This is a genomic window from Anaerolineales bacterium (assembly GCA_016928575.1).
Classification (GTDB): domain Bacteria; phylum Chloroflexota; class Anaerolineae; order Anaerolineales; family RBG-16-64-43; genus JAFGKK01.
Window position 1 is genome coordinate 17,503 of sequence record JAFGKK010000061.1, and the last position, 25,516, is coordinate 43,018.

Genomic DNA, 25,516 nt, shown 5'->3' on the forward strand with positions numbered 1-25,516 from the left:
GTTGGATCAACTTTCCTCCTTCATCGAATCGGACGTCGGCAACGCCGGCAGCGCCGGTCCGGGCTTGCCCAGAAGCTGCGCCAGAACTGCGCGCATCGCCTGCCGGTCGTCCCAGGGATATTCTACCTCTCCGAAACACATCGATTGTTCGTGGCCCTTCCCGCAGGCAACGACCACGTCGCCCTTGCGGGCCGCGCGCACGGCTTCGCGCAGGGCGCGGCCGCGGTCCGGGACGCGCAGAAAATTCACGCCTTCCACCCCGCCGCGGGAGCGCGCGCCGGCGGCCATCTCCTCGAGGATTTCCCCGAGGCTCTCGGTGCGCGGATCCTCGGCCGTCAAAATCGTCAGATCGGCGAGCTCGATACCGGCGGCGGCCATCTGCCGCCGCTTTTCGCGGTCGCGCAGGCCGGCCGCACCGAACACGGCGATCACGCGCGCCCCCTCCGGCGCGGCCGCGCGCGCGCCCCCCAAAACCTGGCGCAGTGAATTCGGCGTATGCGCGAAATCCACCACCGCCAGAAAATCCTGCCCCTCGGCGATCACTTCCCAGCGGCCGGGCACTCCGGGCGCCTCCGCCAGCGCGGCCGCCGCGGCCTCCAGGCCGATCCCGAGGCCGCCCGACGCCGCCGCCAGCGCGGCCAGGATGTTGTCGGCATTATAAACGCCGTGCAAGCCGGACCGGACCGGGACGGTCGACCCGCCCGCCTCGACGGTCATCCGCAATCCCTCCAAATCCGAACGGACGTCCGCCGCCGTGAGGTCGGCCTTAGCCCGCCGCCCGTAGCTGAAGACCCTCGCCTTCGTCCGCCCGCGCAGATAGTCGAACGAAGGATCGTCCGCGTTCAGCACCGCCAGCCGCTCCGGCGATCCGCCTTTGGGCGGAGCGGCCCCCAGATCGGCGAACAATCCGGCTTTCACCGCCCGGTAGGTTTCAAAGGTGCCGTGGTAATCCAGGTGCTCATGGGTGATGTTGGTCACCGCGGCGATGTCGAACTCGCACCCGGCCGTCCGGTGCTGGGCCAGGCCGTGCGAGGTGACTTCCATCACGCAATGGGTCAGCCGGGCGTCCGCCATCCGCGCCAGATATTCCTGCAGCGCGGGCGCTTCCGGCGTGGTGACGTGGAACCCGGTGTCCACCTCGCGCCCGGCGATGACCGCGCCGACCGTCGTGATCATCCCCGCCCGCAACCCCGCCCGGCGCAGGATGTGGAAGATCAGGTTGACCGTGGTGGTCTTGCCGTCGGTGCCGGTCACGCCGATCAGCACCAGCTTGCGGGAGGGATTCCCGAACCAGGCCGCCGAGATCAGTCCAAGCGCCCGGCGGCTGTCCGGAACCCGGACAAAAGGGACTCCGGCCGCCTCCTCCCCCCGCTCCCCGACCACGGCCGCCGCGCCGGCCGCCACCGCCTGGCGGATGAACTGATGGCCGTCGACCGTTCCCCCCGTGCACGCCACGAACAATTCCCCGGGGCTGATTCTCCGCGAATCCCGCTCCACGCCTGCGATTTCCGGATCCCCCTCCGGGGGCAAAACGGCGTGCGGGACGTCGGACATCAACTGGGAAAGACGCATCGAGGCGCAATCCAAGAGGTGATTATACCCGCGGAGGATTCGCCCCCCGCCCCGGCCGGCGCGTCTGCTCTTCTGCAGCGACGCGGAGGCGGTCCTTCGTAAGAACCTCCGGCCGAACCGGAGGTTCAAAAAACCGCTTTTTCCTTGAGGATTTATTATATCGAAAGCGGGATTAGCGCCGGATTAACAACCCCGCGGCCGCGATCGGCTTTTTTTGGCTGGAAGGGGGGAGTAAGCCGCCGTCCTGCGGTCCCGCGCGGCGGATTCCGGACGCTCTATAACAGGGTTTTTCGCAGATTTTCGATCTGACCCGCCACCGAGCCGTCAATCACGCGGTCTCCGACCCGGATTTTCAGCCCGCCTAGCAGGTTCGGATCCACTCCAAAGGCGACCGGAATATCCACGCCCGCCTTCCGGCCCATTTCTTTGCGGATGGAGTTTTGCTCGGTCTCGCTGAGCGGCAGGGCGCTGACCACCTCGGCGCCGGAAGCCGGCAGCCGTTCGGTGCCTTCCTCGAGCAGGACGACCTTGCCGTCGCGCACGCCGCTGAAAAACTCGTCCACCAACGCGCGCTGGCGCTTCTCGTCCAGCGATTCGCCGATCAGCTTATGGGCGGCGGCGATCGCCAGGGCGGCCACCTTGGGCCGCACCTCCGCCAGAATCCGGTCGCGTTCCGCCAGCGCCTCCTTGCGGGCCGCGTCCCGTATCGCGGCGGTCTCCTTCTCCGCCGCCGCCTGGGTTTCCCGGCTCGCCCGCTCGGCATTGTCGGCGGCTTCGCGGAGTTTCCGCGCGGTTTCCTGCTGGGCTTGGTTGATGATGTGCTGGGCTTCGGATTCCGCCTTGGCCCGGGCGGCGGCCGCCACCTCGGCGTTGTATAGGCCGTCGGCGATCTTCTTTTGCCTCTCCTCCAAAGCCTTGATCGCCGGTTTAAACACCCACGCCCGGAGGATGATCACCAGGACGGCGAAGTTGAGAGTATAGAGCAGCAATGTCCCGAGGTTTAATCCAAGCTTTTCCATTTCCATACCTCCAACCGGCCGTCCGGCGGCTTCGCGCGCCGACCGGCCCGCTCCGTCCGTTCCCGATCCGCCGCCCTCGGGTCTGAGCAAAGGGTCGAGAAATCAGGCTTTGCCTTTCCGATCCCCGCCCCGGCCAGGTCATGGGATATCCGGGAAAGTGGAGCGGCAAAGGATTCTCCTTGAGCCGCAGAAGAATGAAGACCGTTTTGCTTTCTCCGCCCGCCCGCCGAAAAACCTCCCCAGGCTTTTTTCCGCAACCCCTCATACGAAGACGATGATCAGCGCCACCGCCAGGGCGTAAATGGCGATCGCCTCGGCAAAGACAATCCCGAGGATCATGCTCGTTTGGAGCATCCCGCCCGCGTCGGGATTGCGGCCCATCGCCTGCATGCCGCCCAGGGCCGCCATGCCGACTCCCAATCCGGCGCCGATCGTGCTGAGCATGGCCAACCCCGCGGCGATGTAGCGCGTGCCCTGGACGAAGGCTTCGGTGATTAACACCCATTGATCCTGAGTCATCGTTCTCTCCTCCATGATGCTGTCCCGCTGGAGATCGTCGATCTTAATGCTTGCTTTCCCGACCGTCGCCGTGGCCGCCCATCGCGATTTGGATGAAGATCACGGTCAACAGCGCGAACACGTAGGCTTGGATCGTGCCGACGAAGAACTCGAAGCCTTCCAGGAACGCCGGGACGCCGACCACCGTCAGCGATCCGACGATCATCAACAGCAGGCCGCCGGCGAAGATGTTGCCGAACAGGCGAAGGGTGAGCGAGATGATCTTTACGAATTCGAGGATGAATTCCAGCACGCCCACCAGGAGATTGCTGAATCCGAGGATCATTTCCATCGGCGAAGAAAAGGTGATGTGGAGCGGCAGATACTTGCCGAGGAACGCCCCCTTCTGCGCCCAGAACCCGAAGACAAAGATGCATCCCACCGTGAACACCGCCATCGAAGCCGGAAAGTTGATGTCGGTGGCCGCACCGCGGAGGAAAGGAACCAGCTCGTACCTCGGCCCGGCTTCGCCGGCGCCTTCGGCCGCCGATCCATCCAGGGCGTAGAACCCCCCGGCCAGCGGCACCGCCGGGTGGGCTTTGTCGCCGTGCTCCCCCTCCACCGGCTTCAACCACCCCACCACCTCGTAGCCGGGGATCATCTTGATCCAGTTCGCGCACAGGATCAGCAGAAAAATCGTCATCGCGATCGGAAAGACGCGTCCCGCCCAGCGAACGCCGACGGAATTCTTCACCAAATTCCAGAAGTATTCCAACAGCATTTCGAAAGCGAGGTAAAGTTTGGAGGGAAGGGGATTGCCCCCGCGTACGTACGGGAGGACGAGGAACAGTCCGATTCCCACCAACACCAGGTCGCCCAGCAGTACGGAGAGGACCGTATTGGTGAAGGGGATGCCGGGGAAATGGAAGGAGCCGAGATCGAAAGCCGGGATGATTTTCGCCCCCGGCCAGATCTCCTCGCTGGCGAGAGTCACCGTCGGAATGACCGGCTTCAGCGGCCCGTACCACCGCGGGCCGACGAACGCCGCTCCCGCGGCCAGGGCCAGAAGCCCCAGCACGATCCAGCGCTTGAAGCCGTATTTCCCCCTATGCTTGGGGATCGAAATCATTCCGTCCCTTCCCGTTCGGCATGGCGTCTTTCCCCTTCCGGCCCATCACCCGCATGGCGATCCGGAACATCAGGAAGAGCGATACCGGCATGCTTCCCAGAACCAGCGCGAGGGTCAGCGTCGGCCGGGTTCCCAGAATCCGGTCCAGCCAGATCCCGGCCACGAGCGCCGCCAGGACGATGCCGACCACCAGGCATCCGCTTTGGGCGGTCAGACCCGCGATTTGCGATTCGTCCAACAAACGAAGAGGGTTGCCCTTGCCGGAGTTTTGCGCCACGGCTGCGAATTCTAACATACATAACCGCCGGCGCCGGCCTCTCAGCCTGCGAACAGCGGCCGGACCGCCTCGAGCGCCGCCTCGAACCACGGCGACGCGGCCACACCCATCCAGAGGATGCCCGCCACGGCGGCGGCCAGGACGGCGGCGGTCGCAGGCGGAACGGAAAGGGGAAGAGGTTCGTCCGCGGCGCGGGAAAGGAACATCACCTTCAGAATCCCGAGGTAATACGAAAGCGCCAGCACCGAATTCAGCGCCCCGACCGCGGCCAGCCAGGTCAACCCGGCCTGCGCGGCGGAGGCGAACAAAAACCACTTGGCCGCAAATCCGGCGAAGGGCGGCATCCCCGCCAGCGAGAGCAGCGCCGCCGACATCGCCCAGGCGGCGGCCGGCGAGCGGCGGCCGAGCCCGGCCAGCGCCGCCAGGTCGCCGCTTCCCGCCGCGCGCTCCGCCAGCGCCGCCACCGCGAAGGCCGCCAGGTTGGCAAGCGCATACGTCAGCAGGTAGAAGGCGGCCGCCGCCGATCCTTGCGGGGTGAGCGCGGCCAGGCCGATCAGGGCATAGCCGGCGTGGGCGATGGAGGAATAGGCCAACAGCCGCTTTAAGTTCTTCTGCGCCAAGGCCAGCAGGTTTCCAAGAGTCATCCCGGCCGCGGCCATGACGGAAATCAGCGCCCCGCCATAAGCCTCGGCCGGCGCGGGGAACACGGCCGCCAACAGCCGCAGCAGGACGGCGAAGCCCGCGGCCTTGACGGCGGTGGAAAGGAACGCGGCCACGGGCGTCGGCGCGCCCTCGTAGACGTCCGGCGCCCAGAAGTGGAACGGCACCGCGGCGACCTTGACTCCCAGCCCGGCGAGAATCGGCAGCAGCGCGGCCAACAGCACCGGCAAACCGGCGGATTTCAACGCGGCCGCCGCGGCCTGCAGGTCCGTCGCGCCGGTGAGGCCGTACACCAGCGAGAACCCGTACAGCATCGCCGCCGAGGCCGTCGCGCCGAAGAGGAAATATTTCAATCCGGCCTCGGCGGAGCGCGGGTCGCGCCGGAGGATCCCCGCCAGGATGTACAGCGGAACCGCCGCCATTTCCACCGCCAGCGCCAGCATTACCAGATCCGAGGCCGAGACCATCAGGCACAATCCGATCGTCGCGAACAGCAAGAGCGCGTAGTATTCGCCGCGATCCCTCACACCTTCGCAGTCGAGGGAGATCAGCGCGGCGGCCGCCGCACCGGCCAGGAACAGGCCGCGGAAGAAGAGCGCCAGCGCGTCGGCGTTCAGCGTGGCGACGCCCTCCGCCGCGCCGCCGCCCAACAGCGCAACCGCAAGAATCCCGGCCGTCCCCAGCGCGGTGAGTGCGCCCAGGGCGGCGCGGCGCCGCTCGGGCAGGATCAGATCCAGCCCGAGGACGATCAGCGCGAGAAACAGCAAAAGCAGTTCGGGGAGCAGGGACATTTTTCTCCTCCCCACCCCTTCCCCCGGCCCCTTTCCCCTCTCCCGGTGTATGCCGGGAGAGGGGAAAGGGGCCGGTGGATTGGGGCGAGGACGACTGTCAGTTTCCGATGATCCTCATCAACGATTGCACGCCGCTCTCCGCCAGCGGCGCGATCCACGCCGGATACACCCCCATCCCCACCAGGAAGAGCATCAGCAGGATGAGCGCCATGGATTCTTTTGCGGTCAGGCGCGTTGCGCCGCGTTCCTGTTCGGCGGGCAGGCGGCCGAAGAACACGCGGCGCGCGACCGTCAGGATGTACGCCGCCGTCACCACGATCCCCAGCGCGGCCGCGACCGCCGCCGCCGGGGAGGCCCGCCACAAACCGAGGAACACCGGAAGCTCGGCGATGAACCCCGAAAACCCGGGCATGCCCATCGAGGCCAGGCCGCCGACGAGGAAGGCCGCCGCCGCCAGCGGCATCCTGCCCGCCAATCCGCCCAGGGCGGGGATCTCGCGCGCATGGGTCCGGTCGTACACCATCCCGACCACGGCGAAGAACAGGGCTGTCATCACGCCGTGTGAAAACATCTGCAGCGAGGCGCCGAGCAGGCCCTCGGGGTTGAGCGCGGCGAAGCCGAGCATCACCAGCCCCATGTGCGAGACCGAGGAGAAGGCAATGACGTACTTGAAATCGGTCTGGGCCAAGGCGATCAGCGCGCCGTAGAGCACGTTGACCAGCGCCAGAACCAGGATCCACGGCATGTGAAACGCGGCCCCTTCGGGCATCAGCAGGATGCCCGCCCGCAGGGCGGCGAACGCGCCCAGCTTCATCAGCACCCCGGCGTGCAGCATCGAAACGGCGGTCGGCGCGGCGGCGTGCCCGTCCGGGCTCCAATTGTGGAACGGGAACAGGCCGCCCAGCACCGCAAAGCCGAGGAAGACGAACGGGAACACCGCCCGCTGCAGGTCCGGCGGAAAGTCCGCCGCCTCCAGCGCCGGAAGGTCGAAGGTCGGGGACGCCAGGGAAAACACCAGAACCAGCGCGCCGATCAGCGCGACCATCGACCCGAGGAACAGGTACAGGGTCAGCTTCATCGCCGCATACTCGCGGATCTTCGGCCAACCCCACAGCGCGATCAACAGGTACATCGGGAAAACGGCGATCTCGTAAAAGAAGAACAGCAGGAAGAGGTCTTGGGCGACGAAAACGCCGAACACGCCGCTGGCGAGGAAGAACAGCAGGGCGAAGAATTCCCGCGGCCGTTCGTCGATCCCCAGCGAGACGAGCGTGCCGGTGAAGACCGCGATTCCATTCAGCAGGACCAGCGGCAGGCTGATCCCGTTGACGCCGACGTGATAGCCGATCCCCCAGCGCGGGATCCAGGCGGCGGCTTCTTCCAGTTGGTATCCCCCCGCCCGCAGGTCGTAGGAAAGGTACGCGGCGGCGGAAAGCGCCAAGGCCGCCGCGCCCACGGTCAGCGCGAATCCGCGGACGGCGCGCACCCGCCCGGCCGGAATAAGCAACAGGACCAAGGCGGAGCCCATGGGCAGGAAGACGAGCAGGGAGAGCAGAGGAAAGGAGGTCATCGTGTGTCTGGCCTCACCATCGATCCACGGCTGGAGGGGCGTAGCGACGCTGCGCCCTTACGATCGGGGATCCTGGCGAGGTCATCGTATCGCCGTTCCGATCATTCCCAGTATCCATCCCGGCCACAGGCCGACCGCCAGCGAGAGAATCATCAACGGCGCCATCGCCGCCTGCTCGCGTGCGCCGATTTCGAGCGCCGCATCCTTCCAGCGTTCGGGCAGGGCCCCGTGCAGGATCCCGCCGATCGCCTTCAACGCGTAAGCGCCGGTGAAGAACAATCCGCCCGCCGCCGCGCCGACCGCGAGCGGAAACGCCGGAAACGCTCCAAGGATCACCATCAGCTCCGAGACGAACCCGCCCAGCCCCGGCAAGCCGAGCGAGGCCATCGCGGTGAAGGTCAGGATCCCGCCGAATACAGGCGCGCGCGCGAAGAGGCCGCCCAGGTCCTCGAGCCGGCGGGTGCGGGTCCGCTCGTAGAGCACGCCCACCAGCAGGAACATTCCGGCCGCGCTCAGCCCGTGGGTGAACATCTGCAGCGCCGCGCCCCGCAAAGCCAGCCCGGCGGAGGCGCCCTCCGCGCCGCGGGCCGCCGCAGCGGCAACGCCCAGCACCACGAAGCCCATATGGTTGACCGAGGAATAGGCGACCAGGCGCTTGAGGTCGGCCTGCGCCCAGGCCGCCAGCGCGCCGAGGACGATCGCCGCCGCGGCCAGGGCGGCGAGCAATGGGGCGGTCCGCGCGGTTTCCTCCGGAAACAGCGGCAGCAGCACGCGCAGGAAACCGTACCCGCCCATCTTCAAAAGGACCCCCGCCAGGATCATCGAACCGGCGGTCGGCGCCTCGGTGTGCGCGTCCGGCAGCCAGGTGTGGAACGGCCAAAGCGGCAGCTTCACCGCGAAGGCGGCCGCCATCCCCCAAAACGCCAGGCCCTTCACCGCGGCGAGGGGCGCGCCGAACAGCATCCCTTGCGAAAGCGCGGGCCAGCTCTCGACCAGGGCCGTCAGGTCGAAGGTCCCGGCGGCGATCCGCATCGCCTGGACCGCCAACAGCAGGCCCAGCGAGCCGCCCATCGTGTACAGCAGGAACTTCAGCGCCGCGGCGTCGCGCCTCTCCCCGCCCCACAAATGGATCAGGAAATACATCGGGACCAGGCTGAACTCCCAGAAGAGGAAGAACATCAGCAGGTCCAGGGAGAGGAACACGCCCAAAACCGCGCTTTCCAGGATCAGCAAGAGGGCCAGAAAGGCGCGCACGTTCTCCCGCACGCCGGCCGCCGCGAGGAGCGCCGCGGAGGTCAGCAGGGCGGTGAGCAGGACGAGCGGGATCGAGAGGCCGTCCGCCGCCAGAAAATATTCCGCCCCGACCGCTGGATACCAGGCCGTCCGCTCTTGGAATTGGTAGCCGCCCGCCGCCCCGTCGTAGCCGAGCCAGAGCGCGGCGGCCAGCCCGAGGGGGATCAAGCTGGCGGCGAAGGCGAACGCCTTCAGCATCTTTCCGCGGCCGGGCAGCAGGAACAACAGCCCCGCCCCCAGCGCGGGGCTGAAGAGGAGAAGCGAGAGGATGTGGCGCGAGAGAAAGTCGGTCACGGTATTCCTTCCTCATCTTTTCCCCCCGCCCCCCTTTCTTCTCCCGGCATAAGCCGGGAGAAGAAAGGGGGGATTTGGGGGTTTGGATGAGGTAATAGAAGGCGCGAGATTATGGGACTTTCAACATTCCCCACGCCAGCGCCGCGGCCAGGGCCGAGAAAACAAAAAATGCGATCAGCAGGTATTCCTGCACCCGCCCGCTCTGCAGCGCGCGCAACCCGCCGGCCGCGCGCCGGCTTGCGCGTCCGATTCCGTCGGCCGCGCCGTTGATCAGCGCAAGATCGACCGCGCCGCGCAGCACCCGGCCTGCGGAGCCCGCAGCTTTCCACGCGGCACGCAGGATTCCGCCGAGGATCCGTCCGTCGATCCATTCGGACACCAACACCCGCGCCGCCCAGCGGGCCGGCTCGGCGAAAACCTTGCGGTACAGGTTGTCGAACCGGCAGCCCGCCTGCAAAAATCCGTACGCGCCCCCGAACAGCGCCTCGAGCGGATCCTTCCGCCCGGCGCCGTAACGGCGGTGCAGGAGCCAGCCGAGGAGCAATCCGCCGGTGCCGGCCAGGAGCGAAACCGCCAGGACCACGGGGGCGAACGCGTCGGCCTCGGCCGCCGGACCGCTTTGAATCCAGCGCTGCGGCGATAAAGGCGTCGCGGTTTGGGCGGTCAGGCGCCCGATCCAATCCGGCAGGATCCCGCCCAGGACGGGAAAATCCTCCGGGATGCCGGCCCAACCGGCGGCGACGGCCGGGACAACCAGGAAGGCGATCGGGGCAAGCATCCAGCGCGACGGCTCGGCGGCCTGCGCCGCCGCCCGGCTGCGCGGCCGGCCGAGGAAAACCAGCGCCAGCAGGCGCGCGACGTAGACGGCGGTGATCAGCGCCGCGGCCGCCAGGACGAGGAAAACGCCCGGCGAGGAATGGAAGGCGCGGGTCAGAATGCCGTCCTTGGACCAGAATCCCGAGGTGACCAGCGGAAGCCCCGCCAACGAGAAGCCCCCGGCGAGGAACGCCGCAAAGGTCAGCGGCATCCGCGCCGCCAGGCCGCCCATCGCGCGCATATCCTGCGGATCCTCCGCGCCCGCCCCCGCCTGCATCGCCCCGTGTTCGATGCCGTGGGCGACCGACCCGGCCCCGAGGAACAGCAGGGCCTTGAAGCAGGCGTGCACCGCCAGGTGGAAGGCCGCGGCCGCGGAGGCGCCGATTCCCGCCGCGGCGACCATGTACCCGAGTTGGGAGACGGTCGAATAGGCCAGCAGGCGCTTGAGGTCGGTCTGGGTCAGCGCGCACGCGGCCGCGAACAGCGCGCTGGAGGCGCCGAGCAAGGCGGCCGCGCCGCTCGCCGGCGAGCCCGCAACCCAAAGCAGGGGCGCCGTCCGCAGCAGCAGGTACACGCCGGCTGAGACCATCGTCGCGGCGTGGATCAGCGCCGAGACCGGCGTCGGGCCTTCCATCGCGTCCGGCAGCCAGACGTGCAGCGGCCACTGCGCGCTTTTGCCGATCGTCCCCGCCAGGAACAGCAGGCCCGCCAATCCGGCGGCGCTCAAACCGGGGACGGCCGAGGGGGCGGCGGCCATCGAAGTCAGATTGTCGGGCGAAAGGATCTCGCGCAGGGAGAGAGTCCCGCTGAAATTCCAGCACACGGCCATCCCGATCAGCATCAGCACGTCGCCGATCCGGGTGACAAGGAATGCTTTCACCGCCGCCCGGCGGGCGCGCTCGCGCCCGTACCAAAACCCGATCAGCAGGTACGAGCACAGCCCCATCACCTCCCAGCCGACGAAGAACGACGCCAGGTTGTCGGCCAGGACGAGCAGCAGCATTCCGAAGGCAAACAGCGAGAGGAGCGCGAAGAACCGGCCGTAGAGCGGCTCCACGGTCGGAACACGCCGGATGCGCCCGCCGTCCCGGACCTCCATTCCGCGCGGCGGAAATCCGGGCGCGTCCGCCGGACCCGGGTTCCGGCCGAAATGGTGGTAGCCGATGCTGTAGACGAATATCGCAAGCAGCGTGACCATCACAAAAGCCAGCATCAGCACCGTCAGGCCGTCGACCAACACGCCGACCCGCACTGCCGCCGGCCCGGGTATCCAGACGACCGATTGCGAGACCGGATTCTGCGCCAGATTCCCGCCCTGCAATGCGCCGATTATTAAAGGAAATGCGCCGGCGGCGGAGAGCAACAGGCTCCCCACGGCGGCCGCGGTGCTCAGCGCGCGGTTCCGGCGTGTGAACAGCAGGATCACGGCGAAAGCCGCGAGCGGAGGAAGAGGGATCAGGAATGCGGTCGTGGCAAGCATGTGCGCTTCGCCCCTCATCCAACCCCCTGCCCCCCTTCCTTCTCCCACCATGCGTTGGGAGAAGGAAAGGGGGATTGGGGGGAATGGATGAGGCGGAGAGTAAGGTCAGCCTTTCATCAGATCCGTCTCTTCCGGAAGGACGGTTTTCCGCAGGCGGTACACCGAAAGGATCAACGCCAGGCCGACCGCGGTTTCCGCCGCCGCGACCGCCAGCAGGACCGCCGCAAACACCTGCCCGTTCATCTGGCCCGGCGCCGAGTAGCGCCAGCACGCCAGCAGGTTGACGGTCGCCGCGTTGAGCATCAGCTCGATGCCCATCAGCGCCGCAATGGCGTTGCGCCGGGCGATCGCGCCGTAGAGCCCGACGGCGAACAGCGCGGCGGCGAACACCAGGTACCAGCTGAGGGGGATCATGATTCGGCGGATCCTTTCCTTTACTGTGTCATCCCAAGGGACCTTCGATCCCCGAGGAATCGGCCTTCCACGTTGTCATCCTGAGGGGCTTTTAGGCCCCGAAGGATCGGCGACTCCTTATCAACCCTCCCCATCCCCAATTCCACCCGCCGCCGATTCCTCGCGGCCTGGCGGCCGCTCGGAAGGCCGGGTCCCGCCGGCCGCGAGGGCCGCGCCGATCAGCGCCGAGAGCAGCAGCACCGATACGGCTTCGAAAGGTGCAAGAAAGCGGGCGGGATCGGTCAGCGCCTCCCCCAACTCCGCCACCGCATCCATGGCCGGGAGGGGCGCGGGGGTCAGGTTAAAGTGAACGAACCGGGAAAGTCCGGCGGCGGTCCCCGCAAAGACCGCCGCGGCGAGGACCGCCGCCAGCGGCGCGTAGCGGTGGGCCTGCGGCGCGTGATCCTGCAGCTCGCGCCGGGTCAGCATCACCGCCAGCGCGATCAGCACGGCGATCGCTCCGGCGTAGACGGCCGCTTGGGCGGCGGCGAACAGCGACGCCTCGAGCAGCGCGTACACCGCCGCCACGGCGAACAAACAGCCGATCAGCGCGAACGCGGAGCGGACCAGGTTGCGCAGCAGGACCGAGGCGAGGGCCAGTCCGAGCCCGAGGGCGGCGAATCCCAGAAAGACGATTTGGTCGGCGGTCATGCGGACCCCTCCCGCGCCTCGCCCCCGCCCCTGCCCTGCCCCGTTTGGCGGAGTGCGCCACACGCATGAGGGTCGCGGCGGGGGCGCGGCCGGCGGCCGAGTAAAGCGGCGGCGGCTCCCGCAATGAGCAGGTTGGCCCCGCACAGCGCGGCGGTCCGGACCCATCCGGGATTTTCCGCCAGGGCGCGGCCGACGACGGCGACGGTCCCGACCAGGACGATCATCGCCGGCGTGAGGACTTTCCAGCAAAAATCGAGCATCCGGTCGATGCGGACGCGCGGCAAAGTCCCGCGGGCCCAGACCAGCAGAGAGTAGACGCCGAAGGCCTTGAGGACAAAGTACAACGCCCCCAGGGTGGGATGCTCCTCCGCCCCCGGCCCCTGCCACCCGCCGAGGAACAGCACTGCAAACAGCGCCCCGGCCGTGAAGGCGTGCAGGAATTCGGCGGCGTAAAACATGCCGAAGCGGATGCCGGAATACTCCACGTGGAAGCCGCCCACGATCTCCGACTCGGCCTCGAGCAGATCGAACGGGGCGCGGGCCGTTTCGGCCAGCGCGGCGACAAGGTACGCCAGCGCGGCCAGCGGAGCCGCCGCCGCGAACCAGATCTCCCGCTGGGCGGCGACGACGCCCTGCAGGCGCATTGTGCCGCTGAGCATCACCGGAACGAGGGCCGCCAGCAGGGCCGGCACCCCGTAGGAGACGAGCTGGGCCACCGCGCGGAACGCCCCCAGCAGGGCGAACGGATTGTTCGAGGACCACCCCGCCAGGAGGACCGCGAGCGTCCCGAGGGACGCAGCCGCCGCCAGGAACAGCACCCCCACGTCGAGGTCCGCCCCCTGGGCTCCGGCCGCGATCGGGATCACCGCCCAAAAACCGACCGCCCCCATCACCGCGAGGATCGGCGCCAGTTGGAAGAGCGGCCGGTCGGCCCGCGGCGGAATAAAATCCTCTTTCAACACAAGCTTAAGCAGATCGGCGAAGGGCTGGAACAAGCCGAAGGGGCCCACGCGGTTGGGGCCGATCCGGTCCTGCATCCGGGCGACGGCTTTGCGCTCGAACCAAATGAGAAACACGACGAATAACAGGCCCGAAAGCCCGAGCAAAAAGGCCCGCGCGACGGCGAAGATCCAGGCGGTCGCAGCGGCGGGAACGCCCCAGCCGGCCAGGATGCCGCTGAGCCAATTGGTGATCGTGGTGAAGAGGTCGCCCATCGGATCGCGCGGCCCGGATTACTGCCAGGCCAGCCCCCCCTTGCGCGCGAGATAAGCCAGGCCCGCGCCGAGCAGGAGCAAAAACGCAGCCCCCTCTACGGCCGCATAGAGCGGCAGCCGGTTGCAGGCGGCCGCCCAGGGGAACAGAAAGACCGCCTCGACGTCGAAGATCAGGAAGGCCAGCGCGTACAAATAAAAGGAAGCGCGGAATTGGATGCGGATCGGACCGCGGGCGCGGATGCCGCATTCGTACGGTTCGGCCTTCACGCGGCCGGGACGGCGCGGACCCAGCCACGCGCCGGCCAGAATCGGCAACAGGGGAAAGAAAACCGCCAGCAGGAAAAAAACGCCGATAAACGCCCAGTCGGATACCATTGTCGATTGTTCCGGGAGGAATGGAGGGGAATGGTAGCAGGTGCGGGAGGAAAAGTCAAAGGAGAAGGGACGCCGAAAAAAGCCGCTATAATGGAATCCGCGTTCCCGCCGGAGTGCATCATTTCGAGGAGCCCCGAGACCTTCCGGGGCGGCGGGGAATCGGCGGCGGATGGAATGGGGGACCGGAACGCAGAATAAGCAATCATCGATCCCTCGGAGTCTAAAGGCCCCTCGGGATGACCCAGCAAATGGAGGCGACCATGCAGACCAATCGATCCCCGTGGTGGGCGCTGGGCGGCGCGGGATTCGGCTTCCTCCTGCCCTTCGTCGGATTCGCCTGCATCGCCATGGTGTGCATGGCCAGCATGGCGGGCATGAGCATGATGAGCGGAACGGGCGCGGCGCCCACCAGCGCGGCCCACCTCTCCGGCCCCCTGCGCGGACCGGCGGTCGCGGTCATCGACATCGTCGGCGAAATCGTCAGCGGCCCCGCGGCGTCGCTCGGGGTCAGCTCGCTGGCCTCCTCGGACGACATCGTCCCGCTCGTCCATCAGGCGGCGGCCGATTCCGAAATCCGGGCGATCCTTCTGCGGATCAACAGCCCGGGCGGATCGGTGGTGGCCTCCGACGAGATCTACCACGCGCTCAAGGAATGCGGCAAGCCGATCGTCGTCCTGATGGGCGAGACGGCCGCCTCCGGCGGATACTACGTCAGCATGGCGGCCGAGCACCTGATCGCCAACCCCGCCACGCTGACCGGCTCGATCGGGGTGATCAGCTCCTTCCCGGAAGCGTCGGAGTTGTTGAAGAACCTGGGCGTGACGGTCTCGGTGATCAAATCCGGCGAGGTCAAGGACCTCGGCAGCCTCTACCGGCCGATGACCGAGGCGGAGAAAGCCGAATGGCAGAAGATCGTGAACGAGATCTACGAGAGCTTCGTCCGGATCGTCGCCGAGGGCCGGAACATGCCGCTCGAGAAAGTGCGCGACCTCGCCGACGGCAGCGTCTACACCGGCACCCAGGCGCTCGAGCTCGGGTTGATCGACGCCCTCGGATACCAAGAGGATGCGGTCGCCAAGGCGGCCGAACTGGGCGGCATCACGGGCGCTCCGCGGGTGATCCTCCTCGCTCCGCCGCAGGCGTCGCTGCTTTCGTCCCTGCTCTCCGGCCGCTTCCTGCCAAACTTGAATCCGGAGAATTACCTCGGCGGCCTGCTGGCGCCCAAGTTGGAATACCGCTGGACGGGCCAGCCTTAGCGGCGCGCGCAGCCGACAGCCGCGGCCGGGCGGCGCGGATCCTCCATCGCCCGAGGGCGGGCTGAATCCTCGCGGCGCCAGTCGCTTAAACCGGTGATTGTTGCCGACGGGGTGTTGAATAAAAAAAAGCCACGGCGGTCGAGCCCGGTTCAAACAGCCCGCCGGGCAAGTCGGCGGCAAATCCCCGCACGTCCGGATTTTGATCCGGGCACAGGCAACCGATCATGACCTATAATCTCCAAGGGCTCGTTACCGGAAAAATCGCCATCGGCTTGGCGGCGCTCCTGGCACGGGTGCTTCCCCCGCGGCTGGGATACGCCGCCGCCGATTTCATCGCCGACCGGATCGCCGCCTTGCGGACCCTCCCGACGGTCCGTGCAATCCGCGCCAACCAATGGGTCGCGCGCGGCGAATCGCTTGCCGGAGGGGACCTGGACCGGGCCGTCCGCGAAACCCTCCGGAATTCGGCGCGATCGATCTTCGACTTGTACCGCTTCCTCCAGAATCCGCGGGCGGCCCGCCGGTCGATCGAGATGGATCCCGCCGCCCGCAGGCTGATCCGGCGGCCGGAGTTCGGCGAGCGCGGATTGGTGGTGGTCAGCCTGCACCTCGGCAACTTCGACCTGATCCTGCACGCCCTTTCGATGGAGGGGGTGCGGCCCCTGATCCTGACCATCCCGGATCCGCAAGGCGGAAGGCGCTTGGAGTTCGACTCCCGCCGGAAAGCCGGCGCGAACATCCTGCCCATGTCCTTCGCCTCCCTGCGGCAGGCGGTCCATCACCTGGAACAGGGGGGCTTCGTTGCAACCGGGATCGACCGGCCCGTTCCCGATCCGCAAGTCCGCCCGCTGTTCTTCGGCCGCCCCGCCGCGCTCCCCGTGCACCACATCTTCCTCGCGCTGAAGGCCAAAGTCCCGCTGACGGTCCTGGCGACCGTCCGCCGTCCGGACGGGAAGCACTACATCCATTCCTCCGGCCTGGTGGAAATGGATCCGCATCCGGACCGGGAAACGGAGACCCTGCGCAACGCCGAGAAGGTCCTGCGCGCGGCGGAAGGATTCATCCGCCGGGCACCCGGGCAATGGTCGGTGTCGCTGCCGGTGTGGCCGGAGGCGTTGGAGCTCGCCCCCGCGTGATTGCGGGACGCGGTACAATGGCTTCCGACAGCCGATGAACGACATCCGCAATCATCAAAGGGTGAACGATATCCTCCTCGGTCCGCTGGAACGGCCGGTGCTGCATTGGCTGGCGGTCCACCTGCCGGCCTGGGTGACCCCCGATTTCTGCACCTTCGTCGGCACGTGCGGCGCGTTGGTGATCTTGGTCAGCTACGTGCTGAGCAACCTGCATCCCGCCTTCCTGTGGCTGGCTTCGCTGGGGTTCGTCGTCAACTGGCTGGGCGACAGCCTGGACGGCACGCTCGCCAGGCACCGGAACATCGAACGCCCGGTGTTCGGTTTTTTCGTGGACCACACCAACGACGCGGCCTGCCAGATCGTCATCTTTCTGGGACTCGGTCTCTCCCCCTATGTTGGGTTCCATGTCGCCAGCCTCACCCTGGTCGCCTATATGCTGTTGTCGGTGCTGGTGTACGTGCGCACCTGCGCCTCGGGCGAGTTCAAGATCTCCTACGGGAAACTCGGCCCGACGGAAATCCGCGCTCTGGCGATCGGATTGAACGCCGCGATGTTTTTCGGCGGCAGACAGGCGATTCCGCTCCCGGCCGGCGCCTTCGGCACCATTCTAATAAATCCGTACGACCTGATCGTCGCCGGGATCGCCGTCCTCCTGCTGGTTTTCTTCCTCGTCACCGCGGTGCGGGAATCCATCCGGATGGGAAAGACCAACCGCTAGCCGCCCTCCGCTTTCGGCTTCCCCTCCCTCCTCGACCGGTCAAATACGGACCTTCGCCCCAAGCGGGTCAGCGCGGAGGCCGGGCGTCCCCGGCGCGGGCGGGCTTTGCGGATCGGGGATACAATCCGCGGCACGGGCCGCCGGACGGCGGCCTTCGTCCGCGGATCCCGCAGTCCGGGATCCGTTCCCCCAGAGGAGGATCTCATGGATATCGTCGGTTTGATCATCGCGCTGGTCAGCGGAGCCGTCGGCGGAAACGTCGCCGGCGCGCTGATGAAGGACAAGAACCTCGGCCTGCTGTGGAACTCCGTCGCCGGGATTGTGGGCGGCGGCCTGGGCGGCTGGCTGCTCAACCTGATCGTCCCCGGCCTGGCGGGCGGGGGCGGACTCGATATCGGCTCGATCCTGGGCCAGATCGCCAGCGGCGGCGTCGGCGGCGGGATCATCATGGTCGTCGTCGCGCTGATTAAGCAAGCGATCAAGAAGTAGCCGGGCGCCGGCCGGAAAGAGAACCCAACCGAATATGCCAAGCGTGAGACGCGCAGGGATTTCCTGCGCGTTCTCTTTCGCCCCCGTCCTTGAACCGGTATATACTCGACCGAACCGAATCAGCTTCCGGCTCACCGGGGAGGAGCAAATATGGATTCCAATTCCATCGTCAGCATGAACGTCGGTCCGGCCGAGAGAACCCGGTTTCTTCTGGCCGGGATCCTGATCATCATTTCGCCCTGATCGTCGCCTCCCTCCTTTGCGGGTCGGTCATTCTCATCCTCACCGTGCTCGGGTCCATCCGGCATGCTTGGGAGACAGTCCCGATATTGCACAACGCAGACCCCTGGGAAATCCTCACCCGGCCGGACAACCCGCTTTCCCCATTGGCGCCTGGGGCGCTGATTGGTATCCTGCTCGGCGCGGCGATGTTGATCCTCGAGGGTTTCGCGGCGTTGTGGTTATTCCTCACGGGATGCCTGACCATCCAGTTGGTCCGAAAAACGCGCATGGATCTTTCCGCCGACGGATTGACCTTCCGTTTTCCGGGAGCCGTCATGACCACCGGCTGGGAGAACGTCCAAGGAGTGAAGGCGAAAAAGTATTTCTTCGGCTTGAGGGAGTATGAAGCGCTGGTTCTGGCCGAGCCCACCCGGCAAACCCTGGCATGGTGGTTTCCCTTTTGGTCCCGACAACCGGTCCGCGAGATCCCGCTTTCCATGTTCCCCGATTGGCGGGAGCGGGAACTCGGGGCGGCGGCCAGGCGATACGCGCCGGGGATCCTGGAAAACGGGAAAGGTTGAAACCCGGACGCCGTCCGGACCGGATCGATACTACCCGGAGGATGGGTGAGCAAGAATTGCGCGCATCCGGAGAAACGCCTGCGCATTTATGCACGGCGCACAACAAGATACAAGCGCCGGAGGACGGCCGACGGCGCCGGCCTCTCCATAGCCTATCGGCGCTCCGAACCACAGCCGCCGCTGTCAATCGAATGATCCAATGGGAGCAGCCATGCCGGGTGATCCGTGGATACTCGCTTCGCTTGCCGTAATCGAAGAGGATAAAAAAATCCTCCTGGTCCGGGAATCCGCCGCGCCCTGCCGGGGGAAGTGGTCGCTTCCCGGCGGGCGCGCCTTGCCGGGCGAATCGATCCTGCAAACCGCGGTCCGGGAGATCCGCGAGGAGACGGGGATCGCGGCCGAGCTGACCGGATTGCTGTACATCGACCAGATGTTCGACGAGGGCGGCGGACGAATCCGTTTCGTCTTCGCCGGAAGAGCCGCCGGCGGCGGGCTGAAGCAAATCGAAGACGAGCATTCCCTGCGCGCCGGATGGTTCGACGACGAGGAAGCCGGCCGTTTGGATCTGCGCAGCCCGTTCATGCGCAAGATCATCGGATTGCGCCGCGCGAATCCGGCGGGGTTGCCAATCGGCCGAATCCATGTGTTCACCCCGGAGGATTACCGATCGGAGCGGCCCTGAACCCCCCGGCGCCGGCCGGCGCGAGTGGCGTCCCCGGACCTATGCTATCCTTGGATGGATCCCGTCCAGGAAAATTCCGGTGTTCACCCTCCCCATTTTTCCGATCTACATCCCCTTTCTGCGGAGCCTGTTCCCCTACGGGGCCAATATCTGGCTGGGCGGCGTGGTCCTACTGTGGCTGACGCGCTATACGCGTCCGTTGGGAACGCGCTGGGGACGGCCATATTGCATCCTGTCGGCGGTCCTCCGCCTGCTGGGGGCGATCGCCATCGCCGCCGGATGGCTGGCCCCGTTCACGCCCTACGCCGCCGGCGATGAACCGCGGATCACCTGGCCGGTCTCCCATTCCGCGGTGGAATGGGTGACCTGGATCGCGATCCTGCTCTGCTTCGGCTTCGGCCTGTGGAGCGTCGCCGTCCTCGGCCTGCGGCGTTCGTTCCTGTTCCGCCGCCTCGACGACGCGCCGGTCGTCCGCGGGCCGTACGCGCCCGTCCGCCGTCCGAAATTTCTCTCCGCGATCGGCATCACCCTGTTCAACCCGTTGACCACACCGGATATCGCACCGCCCGGCCCTCGCCGGAGTATTCCAATCCGCTGTTGAACTGGTCGCTGTTCACCCTCGCCCTGTGGGTGCCGGCGCTGCTCGAGGAACGGGAGCTTGTCGGCCATTTCGGCGGTGCGTACCGCGATTACCAGGGCAGCGTGCCCTGCCTATTCCCAAATTGGGCGCCGCCCCGCCGCCCGGAGCGCAAGGAGGAACGATGAACATCCCCAGATACTGGGCTAGAAGCGAAACGCCGGCCGCCGGTCCGGCAAAGGAATATGCCATCAGCAGCTGGGCGGGGTCCGACGTCAGCCTGGAGGACGCGCGCGCCAAGGCCGCGGCCCGAGCGGCGCAAATCGCGCAGAAGGTCGCCCGCGGAGAACCGCTGGGCCGCTACGGATACGCCGACCGGCCCCTGCGCGAGGAAATCAAGACGACCGTGCAAAACCGTTCCCGCGAGGAGGTCGGCATCGTCACCCGCAACCCCTACGGCGCGCTGGTGCTCAACGCCGTCGGCGCCATGTTCATCGACATCGACATCCCGGGGATGGACAAGCCGAAGAAGGCCGGACTCTTCGGCGGGAAAAAGGCTACCTTCCACCCGGATCCCTACCTGCCGGCGGTTCGCGACGTGGAAGCCTGGGCCGGGCGGCATCCGGAATACGGGCTCCGGATTTACGCCACCTTCGCCGGATTGCGCTGCCTGATTGTGAACACGGTGGTGGATCCGAAAAGCGGCCAAGCCTCCGAGATCATGCGGGAGTTGAAATCCGACCCGCTGTACCAGAAGCTGTGCCTCGCCCAGGAATGCTTCCGCGCGCGCCTGACGCCGAAGCCCTGGCGCTGCGGCATGACTGGACCGTCCGCCTTGCTGCGCTATCCGCGGGAGAATCCTCGGCGCGAGGAGGAATTCCGCCGCTGGGAGAAACAATACGAAACCGCCGCGTCTCAATTCGCCACCTGCTCCCTCGTAAAGCAGATCGGCGCCCTGCACGTGCATACCGACGTCGAACCGATTCTGGAACTCCACGACCGGGCGACCCGGGTCGAAAGCGGATTGCCGCTGGCCTGATCCTTTTCCATCCTCACCTCTATCCCCGGTTCCTCCCCTCGCTCCGCTCGAGGACAGGCTTTCCCCCTCTCCTGGCATACCCCCGCTTCCCTCGCTTCGCGCGGGCAGGCGTCAGGAAAGGAGGAAGAGATGAAGGGGTAAGGCAGTTAGGATGGGACGATGACGGGATTTTGAGCAATTACAAGGTATTTATATTTACCGATTCCGCGCGGGCGGGGCTGACGCGCTTGCCGCCTGCCTCCGCCCGCCAGTCTGCGGCTTCGCCGCCATCCCCGTCACTCCACCGTCATCCAACCCGTTGCGCCGCCCACCGAAAAAACCCGCGCCCGCCGACCGTTTCCCGGTCCCCGCCTCGGCGATCCCGCTGAGGGGACCGTTCCGCGGGCGCGGAACGATGGGCGCGAATTTCGGATCGTCAAGGTCTTTCAAATCCCCCGTCGGATTGGCAGAGAGGATGCGGCGTTTGGGTTGGACGGCGGAGAGGCGGGGAAACATCCGATCCGATCTGTTCCGCCCGCCTCCGATTTCCGCCGGAAGATGCCGCCCGCGGCCTTCCCCGCCGCCATCGGGTAGAATATCCCCGCATCCGGTCCTCCCGCCTTCTTTCCCGGCAACCGGAGGCCATCATCCGGAAAGGCAGGTCGCGTCGATGGTGGAAATCACATTTGCACTCACGGGATGGGAATATTTCGAGGGTCTGCTGGTCAGCTCCCTGAAGCGGATATTCCCGCGGGTCGGGTTTCTCGCTTTTCCGGTGATCATGCTGATCGGCCTGTTCGGAGTTTTGCGCATCTCCGACGATCCGCTGTCGTTGGCGGCTTATGCGCTTGCCGCATGCGCCCTGCTATTCGTCCTGCTCGCCGTCGTGCCGGCCGTGCGGGCCGTCCAATACGCCCGAAGCAAGGACCGGGCGCAACCGGCGACCTGGCGCTTCGGCGAGGGGCGGATCGAGATCCGCATCGGAGGCAACGGAAAGAAAACGGACTGGAAGGCCTTCGCGCGTCCGGCCGAGACCTGGCACCTGTTCCTGCTCTATTCGGCCGCCGACGGGCGGACCATCTACATCCTGCCGAAGCGCGCCTTCCGCGATAAACCGCGGCAGGACCGGTTCCGGGAAATGGCGGTGAAGGCGCTCGGCAAGATGCGGTGAACCGATCATCGCCGGTCGGCGATCGACCTTAAAAAATCCGCCGCCGCCGGGCAAGGAGTAGCATGGCCGGCATACTGGACCCCCTCACCTTTCCGACCGTCAACCTTCCCGCCGTCTGGTGCCCGAAAAAAGAGAAATTATCGGGGAAGAGGCTGGCGCTGTCGATCGAGGAACAAGCCAAGGGCAGCCTGCTCCAATGCGCGGATCCGGTCGAGGCGGCGCTTCGATTGATCTACGGCGAGACCGAAATCGAGCGGACGTTCACTCCGCCGGAGGGATACGACGAGGCGGTTCAAGGAGCCTGGGACGATTCCCAGGTTACTTTCGCCTTCCGGCGGCGGGTGTGGAGAGAAACCGAAGAGCGGGAAACGGATTGCCTGCGGATGGTGTACCGCATGGACGGCGCCGGCCGCTTTCAGACAGAGATCACTCCCGAACGCTTCACCATCGCCCGGGAAGGCTGAGTTGTTCCGGATCGGAGGCGGACATGGGCAATTACGGCGGATCGGACGTGGGCGCCTGCCCGGCTTGCGGCGCGTTTCTTCCCGTGGACGCGGAAAAATGCCCGGCCTGCGGGAAGGTTTTCCGGGAAATGGAGGAACGGGAGGACGAAACCGAGGGCGCGGACTTTTCCTGGGCCGACCACCGCACTTGCCAGAGATGCGGCGGAGTCCTGGAGCGGGGGTTTCTCGAAGATCAATCCGCCAAAAACGACGTCCTCGACCTTTCCTGGGCGGCCGGCGACCCGGACGAAGCGGGCCGGGCGGGATTCACCCGGAAGCGGTTTTCGGTCACCGCCCTGCGCTGCACGCGCTGCGGGAACCTGGAACTGAAGGCGTTGGACCGGGCGTAGGAAAACCGACCATGGTTAGTGGACGACGAACGTCGGCTGGTTTCGAACGGGAAAATCATCGATCTCCAAAGAACCATCTTGAATCGTGACCGGCCATGGTCCATCGTCCATGGTCGATGGTCCATGGCTACTTACATAGTGGAGAAAACCCTTGCAGGCCGATCCCGCATCCGCTGTCATAATCCGAAACGCCACGGAGTCCGACGCGCCGGCTATCGCCCGCTTGGTGGGGCAATTGGGGTATCCTTCGAGCGACGCCCAAATCGCGGATCGAATCTCGAGAATGCGCGGGAGCCCGGAATACGCCGTCTGGGTCGCGGAGACGGAAGGACGCGTGGTCGGGCTGGTCGGCGTCTTTCTCCATAGTGCGCTTGAATACGACGGATTGCACGGCCGCCTGCTGGGGCTGGTGGTGGACGAGCCATACCGCGGCCGGGGCATCGGAGAACGGATGATGGCATGGACGGAGGGCCGGCTCAAGCAACGCGGGATCGACAAATTGACCCTCACTAGCGGACGCCAGCGGATTGAAGCCCACGAGCTCTACCGGCGGCTCGGGTACGAACAACCCGGACTGCGCTTCGGCAAGGATTTATAGGCGCTGGGGAGAAAATGCCGGCGGATGAGCCCCGGCAAAACCCGCTGGATCGTGTTCGACGCGATGGGCGTGATCTTTGACGAAGCCGACGACGTCTCCAACCGGCTCGTCCCGTTTCTCCGCCGGCGGGGCTGCTCCGCCGACGGGGAAACCGTGCACGCCGCGTACCGGCAGGCCAGCTTGGGGCGGATCGCTCCCCGTGAATTACGGAACGGCTTCGGGCTGGGGCGGGAATATCCCGCCGTCGAACGCGAATATCTCGACAACTGCCTGCAGCTGGATCCGCACCTGCTGGAAACCGCGGAAGCGCTGGCGGGGAAATATTCCCTGGCGATCCTCTCCAACGACGTCGCCGAGTGGTCGGCCTATCTGCGAAAACGGCACGGGTTGGAAAAGCTGTTTCGAATTACGGTGACCAGCGGCGAGGCCGGTTTCCGCAAACCGGATCCGGCGATCTACCGCATTCTGCTCGAGCGCCTGCGCGCCGACGGGAAGGATTGCCTATTCATCGACGACCGGAGGGAAAACCTTCCGCCGGCGGCCGCGCTGGGGATCTTTTCGGTGTGGCTGGCGAAGGAGGGAAGCGGCGACCAGGACGCGGCCTATCCACGGATCGGCAGCCTCGCGGAACTGCCGGGGCTGGCGGATGAATATTTCTCAAACAGCCCGTCATCCTCACCCGGCAATCCCCCATTTTCCAAAGGATACCATCGCGTGTTGTAGGATCGCGCAGTCCGGGAGATGGCCATAGGGGGATGGAGGGAATGGATCGGGAGGCGCGATGTGCAATGAACTTTTTTTATTATCCGCCCCCTCCCCTGCCCTCCCCCGCCAAGCAGCCCGCTTGTCGGGGGAGGATTTCGCGCAGGAATCCTCCCCCGCCAGGCGGATGATGCCTGACGGATCAGAACCCACGACGCAGGAATCCTCCCCCGCCAGGCGGATGATGCCTGACGGATCAGAACCCACGACGCGGGAATCCTCCCCCGGTAGGCGGGTTATGCCTAACGGGGGAGGACAGAGGAGGGGGATCCTTCTGGCTGGGATTGCATCAGCGGCATGCGCATGCGGTTTCTTTACGGTGCGCCCGTCGCCGGCACCCACTCCCTCCGCGGCGCCCACGGAATGCTCCACGCCGAATCCTTCGACCCTGCCGGTTGCCGCCGGGCAGGTTGCCATCCCCGTGGAAGGAAGCCTCCAGAATCCGGCCTGGTCTCCGGAAGGCGTCCGGCTGATGTTCACCCGGTTTTCCGGCGGATACAACCGCGGTCCGGCGGACATCCTGATCTACGACCTGAGGGATCACTCCCTAAGGGTTCTCGTTTCCGACGGCAGCGACAATGTCAACCTTCCCGGATCAGCGTGGAATGCCGCCACAAGCCGGATCGTCTTTTCCTCCTCCCGCGAACCGCACGACGAAATTTATTGGATCGCCGAGGACGGCGGACCTGGTGAGGAGATCCGAATCACCGACCGCGCCGACCGGATGGCCTACGAACCTTCGCTTTCCCCCGACGGCGTCCGGGTGGTTTTCGAATCGCACCGGCTGGACGCGGAGGACAACGGCGTGATCACCGTGTTCGCGGTGGATGGATCGGACCCGTATCGGGCGCTGACGGATCCGCAGGAGGATTGCCGCCAGCCGAACTGGTCGCCCGCCGGCGGACGCATCGTCTATCAGAGGTTCGACGGAACGCAATGGGATTTGTGGGTGGTCAACGCGGACGGATCGGACCGCAGGCGGATCACCGGCGGCGACGGCGACAAGACCGACGCTTCCTTCTCTCCAGACGGGGAATGGATCGTGTTCAGCGTGGAAGAGCCGGACGGCGGATCCGTGAACCTGTTTGTCATCTCCGTTTCCGGCGGTGATCCGATCCAAACCACGCGGGTGTCCGGGTACGCGGGAGCCCCTTCCTGGTCGCCGGACGGCAAATACCTTGCCTTCGAATATTCCCCCGCAGATCCGGACAGATCGCCCGGAACGGCGATCTGGATCGTCGCGGCGCCGACGTTGCCGGTTTGAGCATGGCTTGCTCCCCTGGGAGCTGTTCAGACAGCCGGAGCGCGCTACTGAATCGACTTCCTTGAATTCGTGTGACCGTCATCCCCGCGCCGGCCGC

General features: G+C 66.4%; 28 protein-coding genes. 15 read left to right on the plus strand and 13 right to left on the minus strand.

Translation table 11 applies throughout. The features are described from left to right. Positions 1-6: 6 nt before the first annotated feature. From JW929_07965 to JW929_08025, 13 genes are all read right to left on the minus strand, one after another. A complete protein-coding gene (locus JW929_07965) occupies positions 7-1,572 on the minus strand; it encodes a UDP-N-acetylmuramoyl-L-alanyl-D-glutamate--2,6-diaminopimelate ligase (protein ID MBN1439327.1) in 1,566 nt (521 codons plus the stop codon). A 275-nt stretch (positions 1,573-1,847) separates the two neighbouring features. Further along, positions 1,848-2,591 (minus strand): F0F1 ATP synthase subunit B, encoded by a 744-nt coding sequence (atpF, locus tag JW929_07970; protein MBN1439328.1) that lies wholly within the window; start codon positions 2,589-2,591, stop codon positions 1,848-1,850. Positions 2,592-2,852: 261 nt separating this feature from the next. Further along, positions 2,853-3,110, minus strand: coding sequence for a F0F1 ATP synthase subunit C (locus JW929_07975; GenBank protein ID MBN1439329.1), 258 nt, complete (start codon positions 3,108-3,110; stop codon positions 2,853-2,855). 43 nt (positions 3,111-3,153) lie between these two features. Further along, complete coding sequence (locus JW929_07980) at positions 3,154-4,218, minus strand: F0F1 ATP synthase subunit A (GenBank protein MBN1439330.1); 1,065 nt, start codon at positions 4,216-4,218, stop codon at positions 3,154-3,156. Further along, complete coding sequence (locus tag JW929_07985; protein ID MBN1439331.1) at positions 4,196-4,513, minus strand: AtpZ/AtpI family protein; 318 nt, start codon at positions 4,511-4,513, stop codon at positions 4,196-4,198. The genes JW929_07980 and JW929_07985 overlap by 23 nt, the downstream gene beginning before the upstream one ends. 23 nt (positions 4,514-4,536) lie before the next feature. Next, positions 4,537-5,946 (minus strand): NADH-quinone oxidoreductase subunit N, encoded by a 1,410-nt coding sequence (locus JW929_07990; protein MBN1439332.1) that lies wholly within the window; start codon positions 5,944-5,946, stop codon positions 4,537-4,539. A 97-nt stretch (positions 5,947-6,043) separates the two neighbouring features. Next, positions 6,044-7,516: an NADH-quinone oxidoreductase subunit M gene (locus tag JW929_07995; GenBank protein ID MBN1439333.1), complete on the minus strand. Its 1,473-nt coding sequence runs from the start codon at positions 7,514-7,516 to the stop codon at positions 6,044-6,046. 81 nt (positions 7,517-7,597) lie between these two features. Further along, complete coding sequence (locus tag JW929_08000; protein MBN1439334.1) at positions 7,598-9,103, minus strand: NADH-quinone oxidoreductase subunit M; 1,506 nt, start codon at positions 9,101-9,103, stop codon at positions 7,598-7,600. 109 nt (positions 9,104-9,212) lie between these two features. Continuing rightward, the gene (locus tag JW929_08005) at positions 9,213-11,399 is read right to left on the minus strand and encodes an NADH-quinone oxidoreductase subunit L (GenBank protein MBN1439335.1); all 2,187 of its coding nucleotides are present in this window, start codon (positions 11,397-11,399) and stop codon (positions 9,213-9,215) included. 105 nt (positions 11,400-11,504) lie between these two features. Continuing rightward, entirely contained in the window at positions 11,505-11,810 is a 306-nt protein-coding gene (gene nuoK / locus JW929_08010; GenBank protein ID MBN1439336.1) for an NADH-quinone oxidoreductase subunit NuoK, read from the minus strand. Positions 11,811-11,933: 123 nt separating this feature from the next. Next, positions 11,934-12,503 (minus strand): NADH-quinone oxidoreductase subunit J, encoded by a 570-nt coding sequence (locus tag JW929_08015; GenBank protein MBN1439337.1) that lies wholly within the window; start codon positions 12,501-12,503, stop codon positions 11,934-11,936. Then, the gene (gene nuoH / locus JW929_08020) at positions 12,500-13,717 is read right to left on the minus strand and encodes an NADH-quinone oxidoreductase subunit NuoH (GenBank protein MBN1439338.1); all 1,218 of its coding nucleotides are present in this window, start codon (positions 13,715-13,717) and stop codon (positions 12,500-12,502) included. Before nuoH ends, JW929_08015 begins: the two co-directional genes overlap by 4 nt. 18 nt (positions 13,718-13,735) lie before the next feature. After that, positions 13,736-14,092, minus strand: coding sequence for an NADH-quinone oxidoreductase subunit A (locus tag JW929_08025; protein MBN1439339.1), 357 nt, complete (start codon positions 14,090-14,092; stop codon positions 13,736-13,738). A 260-nt stretch (positions 14,093-14,352) separates the two neighbouring features. Here JW929_08025 and sppA point away from each other — a divergent pair, with 260 nt between their 5' ends. The 15 genes from sppA (at position 14,353) to JW929_08100 (ending at position 25,419) form a co-directional block, all read left to right on the plus strand. Beyond that, positions 14,353-15,348 (plus strand): signal peptide peptidase SppA, encoded by a 996-nt coding sequence (sppA, locus tag JW929_08030; protein ID MBN1439340.1) that lies wholly within the window; start codon positions 14,353-14,355, stop codon positions 15,346-15,348. A gap of 224 nt (positions 15,349-15,572) precedes the next feature. Next, positions 15,573-16,484: a lysophospholipid acyltransferase family protein gene (locus tag JW929_08035; protein ID MBN1439341.1), complete on the plus strand. Its 912-nt coding sequence runs from the start codon at positions 15,573-15,575 to the stop codon at positions 16,482-16,484. 34 nt (positions 16,485-16,518) lie between these two features. After that, positions 16,519-17,202, plus strand: a complete 684-nt coding sequence (locus tag JW929_08040) for a CDP-alcohol phosphatidyltransferase family protein (protein MBN1439342.1) — start codon at positions 16,519-16,521, stop codon at positions 17,200-17,202. A 204-nt stretch (positions 17,203-17,406) separates the two neighbouring features. Beyond that, entirely contained in the window at positions 17,407-17,691 is a 285-nt protein-coding gene (locus JW929_08045) for a hypothetical protein (GenBank protein ID MBN1439343.1), read from the plus strand. A 329-nt stretch (positions 17,692-18,020) separates the two neighbouring features. Next, positions 18,021-18,494, plus strand: coding sequence for a hypothetical protein (locus tag JW929_08050; protein MBN1439344.1), 474 nt, complete (start codon positions 18,021-18,023; stop codon positions 18,492-18,494). 211 nt (positions 18,495-18,705) lie between these two features. Next, positions 18,706-19,176: an NUDIX domain-containing protein gene (locus tag JW929_08055; protein MBN1439345.1), complete on the plus strand. Its 471-nt coding sequence runs from the start codon at positions 18,706-18,708 to the stop codon at positions 19,174-19,176. Positions 19,177-19,255: 79 nt separating this feature from the next. Beyond that, positions 19,256-19,777 (plus strand): hypothetical protein, encoded by a 522-nt coding sequence (locus JW929_08060; GenBank protein ID MBN1439346.1) that lies wholly within the window; start codon positions 19,256-19,258, stop codon positions 19,775-19,777. Next, positions 19,774-19,941 (plus strand): hypothetical protein, encoded by a 168-nt coding sequence (locus tag JW929_08065; protein MBN1439347.1) that lies wholly within the window; start codon positions 19,774-19,776, stop codon positions 19,939-19,941. The genes JW929_08060 and JW929_08065 overlap by 4 nt, the downstream gene beginning before the upstream one ends. Next, positions 19,938-20,792 carry a hypothetical protein gene (locus JW929_08070; protein MBN1439348.1) on the plus strand — a complete coding sequence of 285 codons (855 nt, stop codon included), beginning with the start codon at positions 19,938-19,940 and terminating at the stop codon, positions 20,790-20,792. The genes JW929_08065 and JW929_08070 overlap by 4 nt, the downstream gene beginning before the upstream one ends. A gap of 649 nt (positions 20,793-21,441) precedes the next feature. After that, positions 21,442-21,942, plus strand: a complete 501-nt coding sequence (locus JW929_08075) for a YcxB family protein (GenBank protein ID MBN1439349.1) — start codon at positions 21,442-21,444, stop codon at positions 21,940-21,942. Positions 21,943-22,004: 62 nt separating this feature from the next. Next, positions 22,005-22,406 (plus strand): hypothetical protein, encoded by a 402-nt coding sequence (locus JW929_08080; GenBank protein MBN1439350.1) that lies wholly within the window; start codon positions 22,005-22,007, stop codon positions 22,404-22,406. A 23-nt stretch (positions 22,407-22,429) separates the two neighbouring features. After that, entirely contained in the window at positions 22,430-22,795 is a 366-nt protein-coding gene (locus JW929_08085; protein ID MBN1439351.1) for a hypothetical protein, read from the plus strand. Between the two features lie 151 nt (positions 22,796-22,946). Then, positions 22,947-23,393, plus strand: coding sequence for a GNAT family N-acetyltransferase (locus tag JW929_08090; GenBank protein MBN1439352.1), 447 nt, complete (start codon positions 22,947-22,949; stop codon positions 23,391-23,393). A gap of 24 nt (positions 23,394-23,417) precedes the next feature. Continuing rightward, complete coding sequence (locus JW929_08095) at positions 23,418-24,116, plus strand: HAD family hydrolase (protein ID MBN1439353.1); 699 nt, start codon at positions 23,418-23,420, stop codon at positions 24,114-24,116. Between the two features lie 358 nt (positions 24,117-24,474). Beyond that, positions 24,475-25,419, plus strand: coding sequence for a PD40 domain-containing protein (locus JW929_08100; protein MBN1439354.1), 945 nt, complete (start codon positions 24,475-24,477; stop codon positions 25,417-25,419). Positions 25,420-25,516 lie beyond the last annotated feature (97 nt).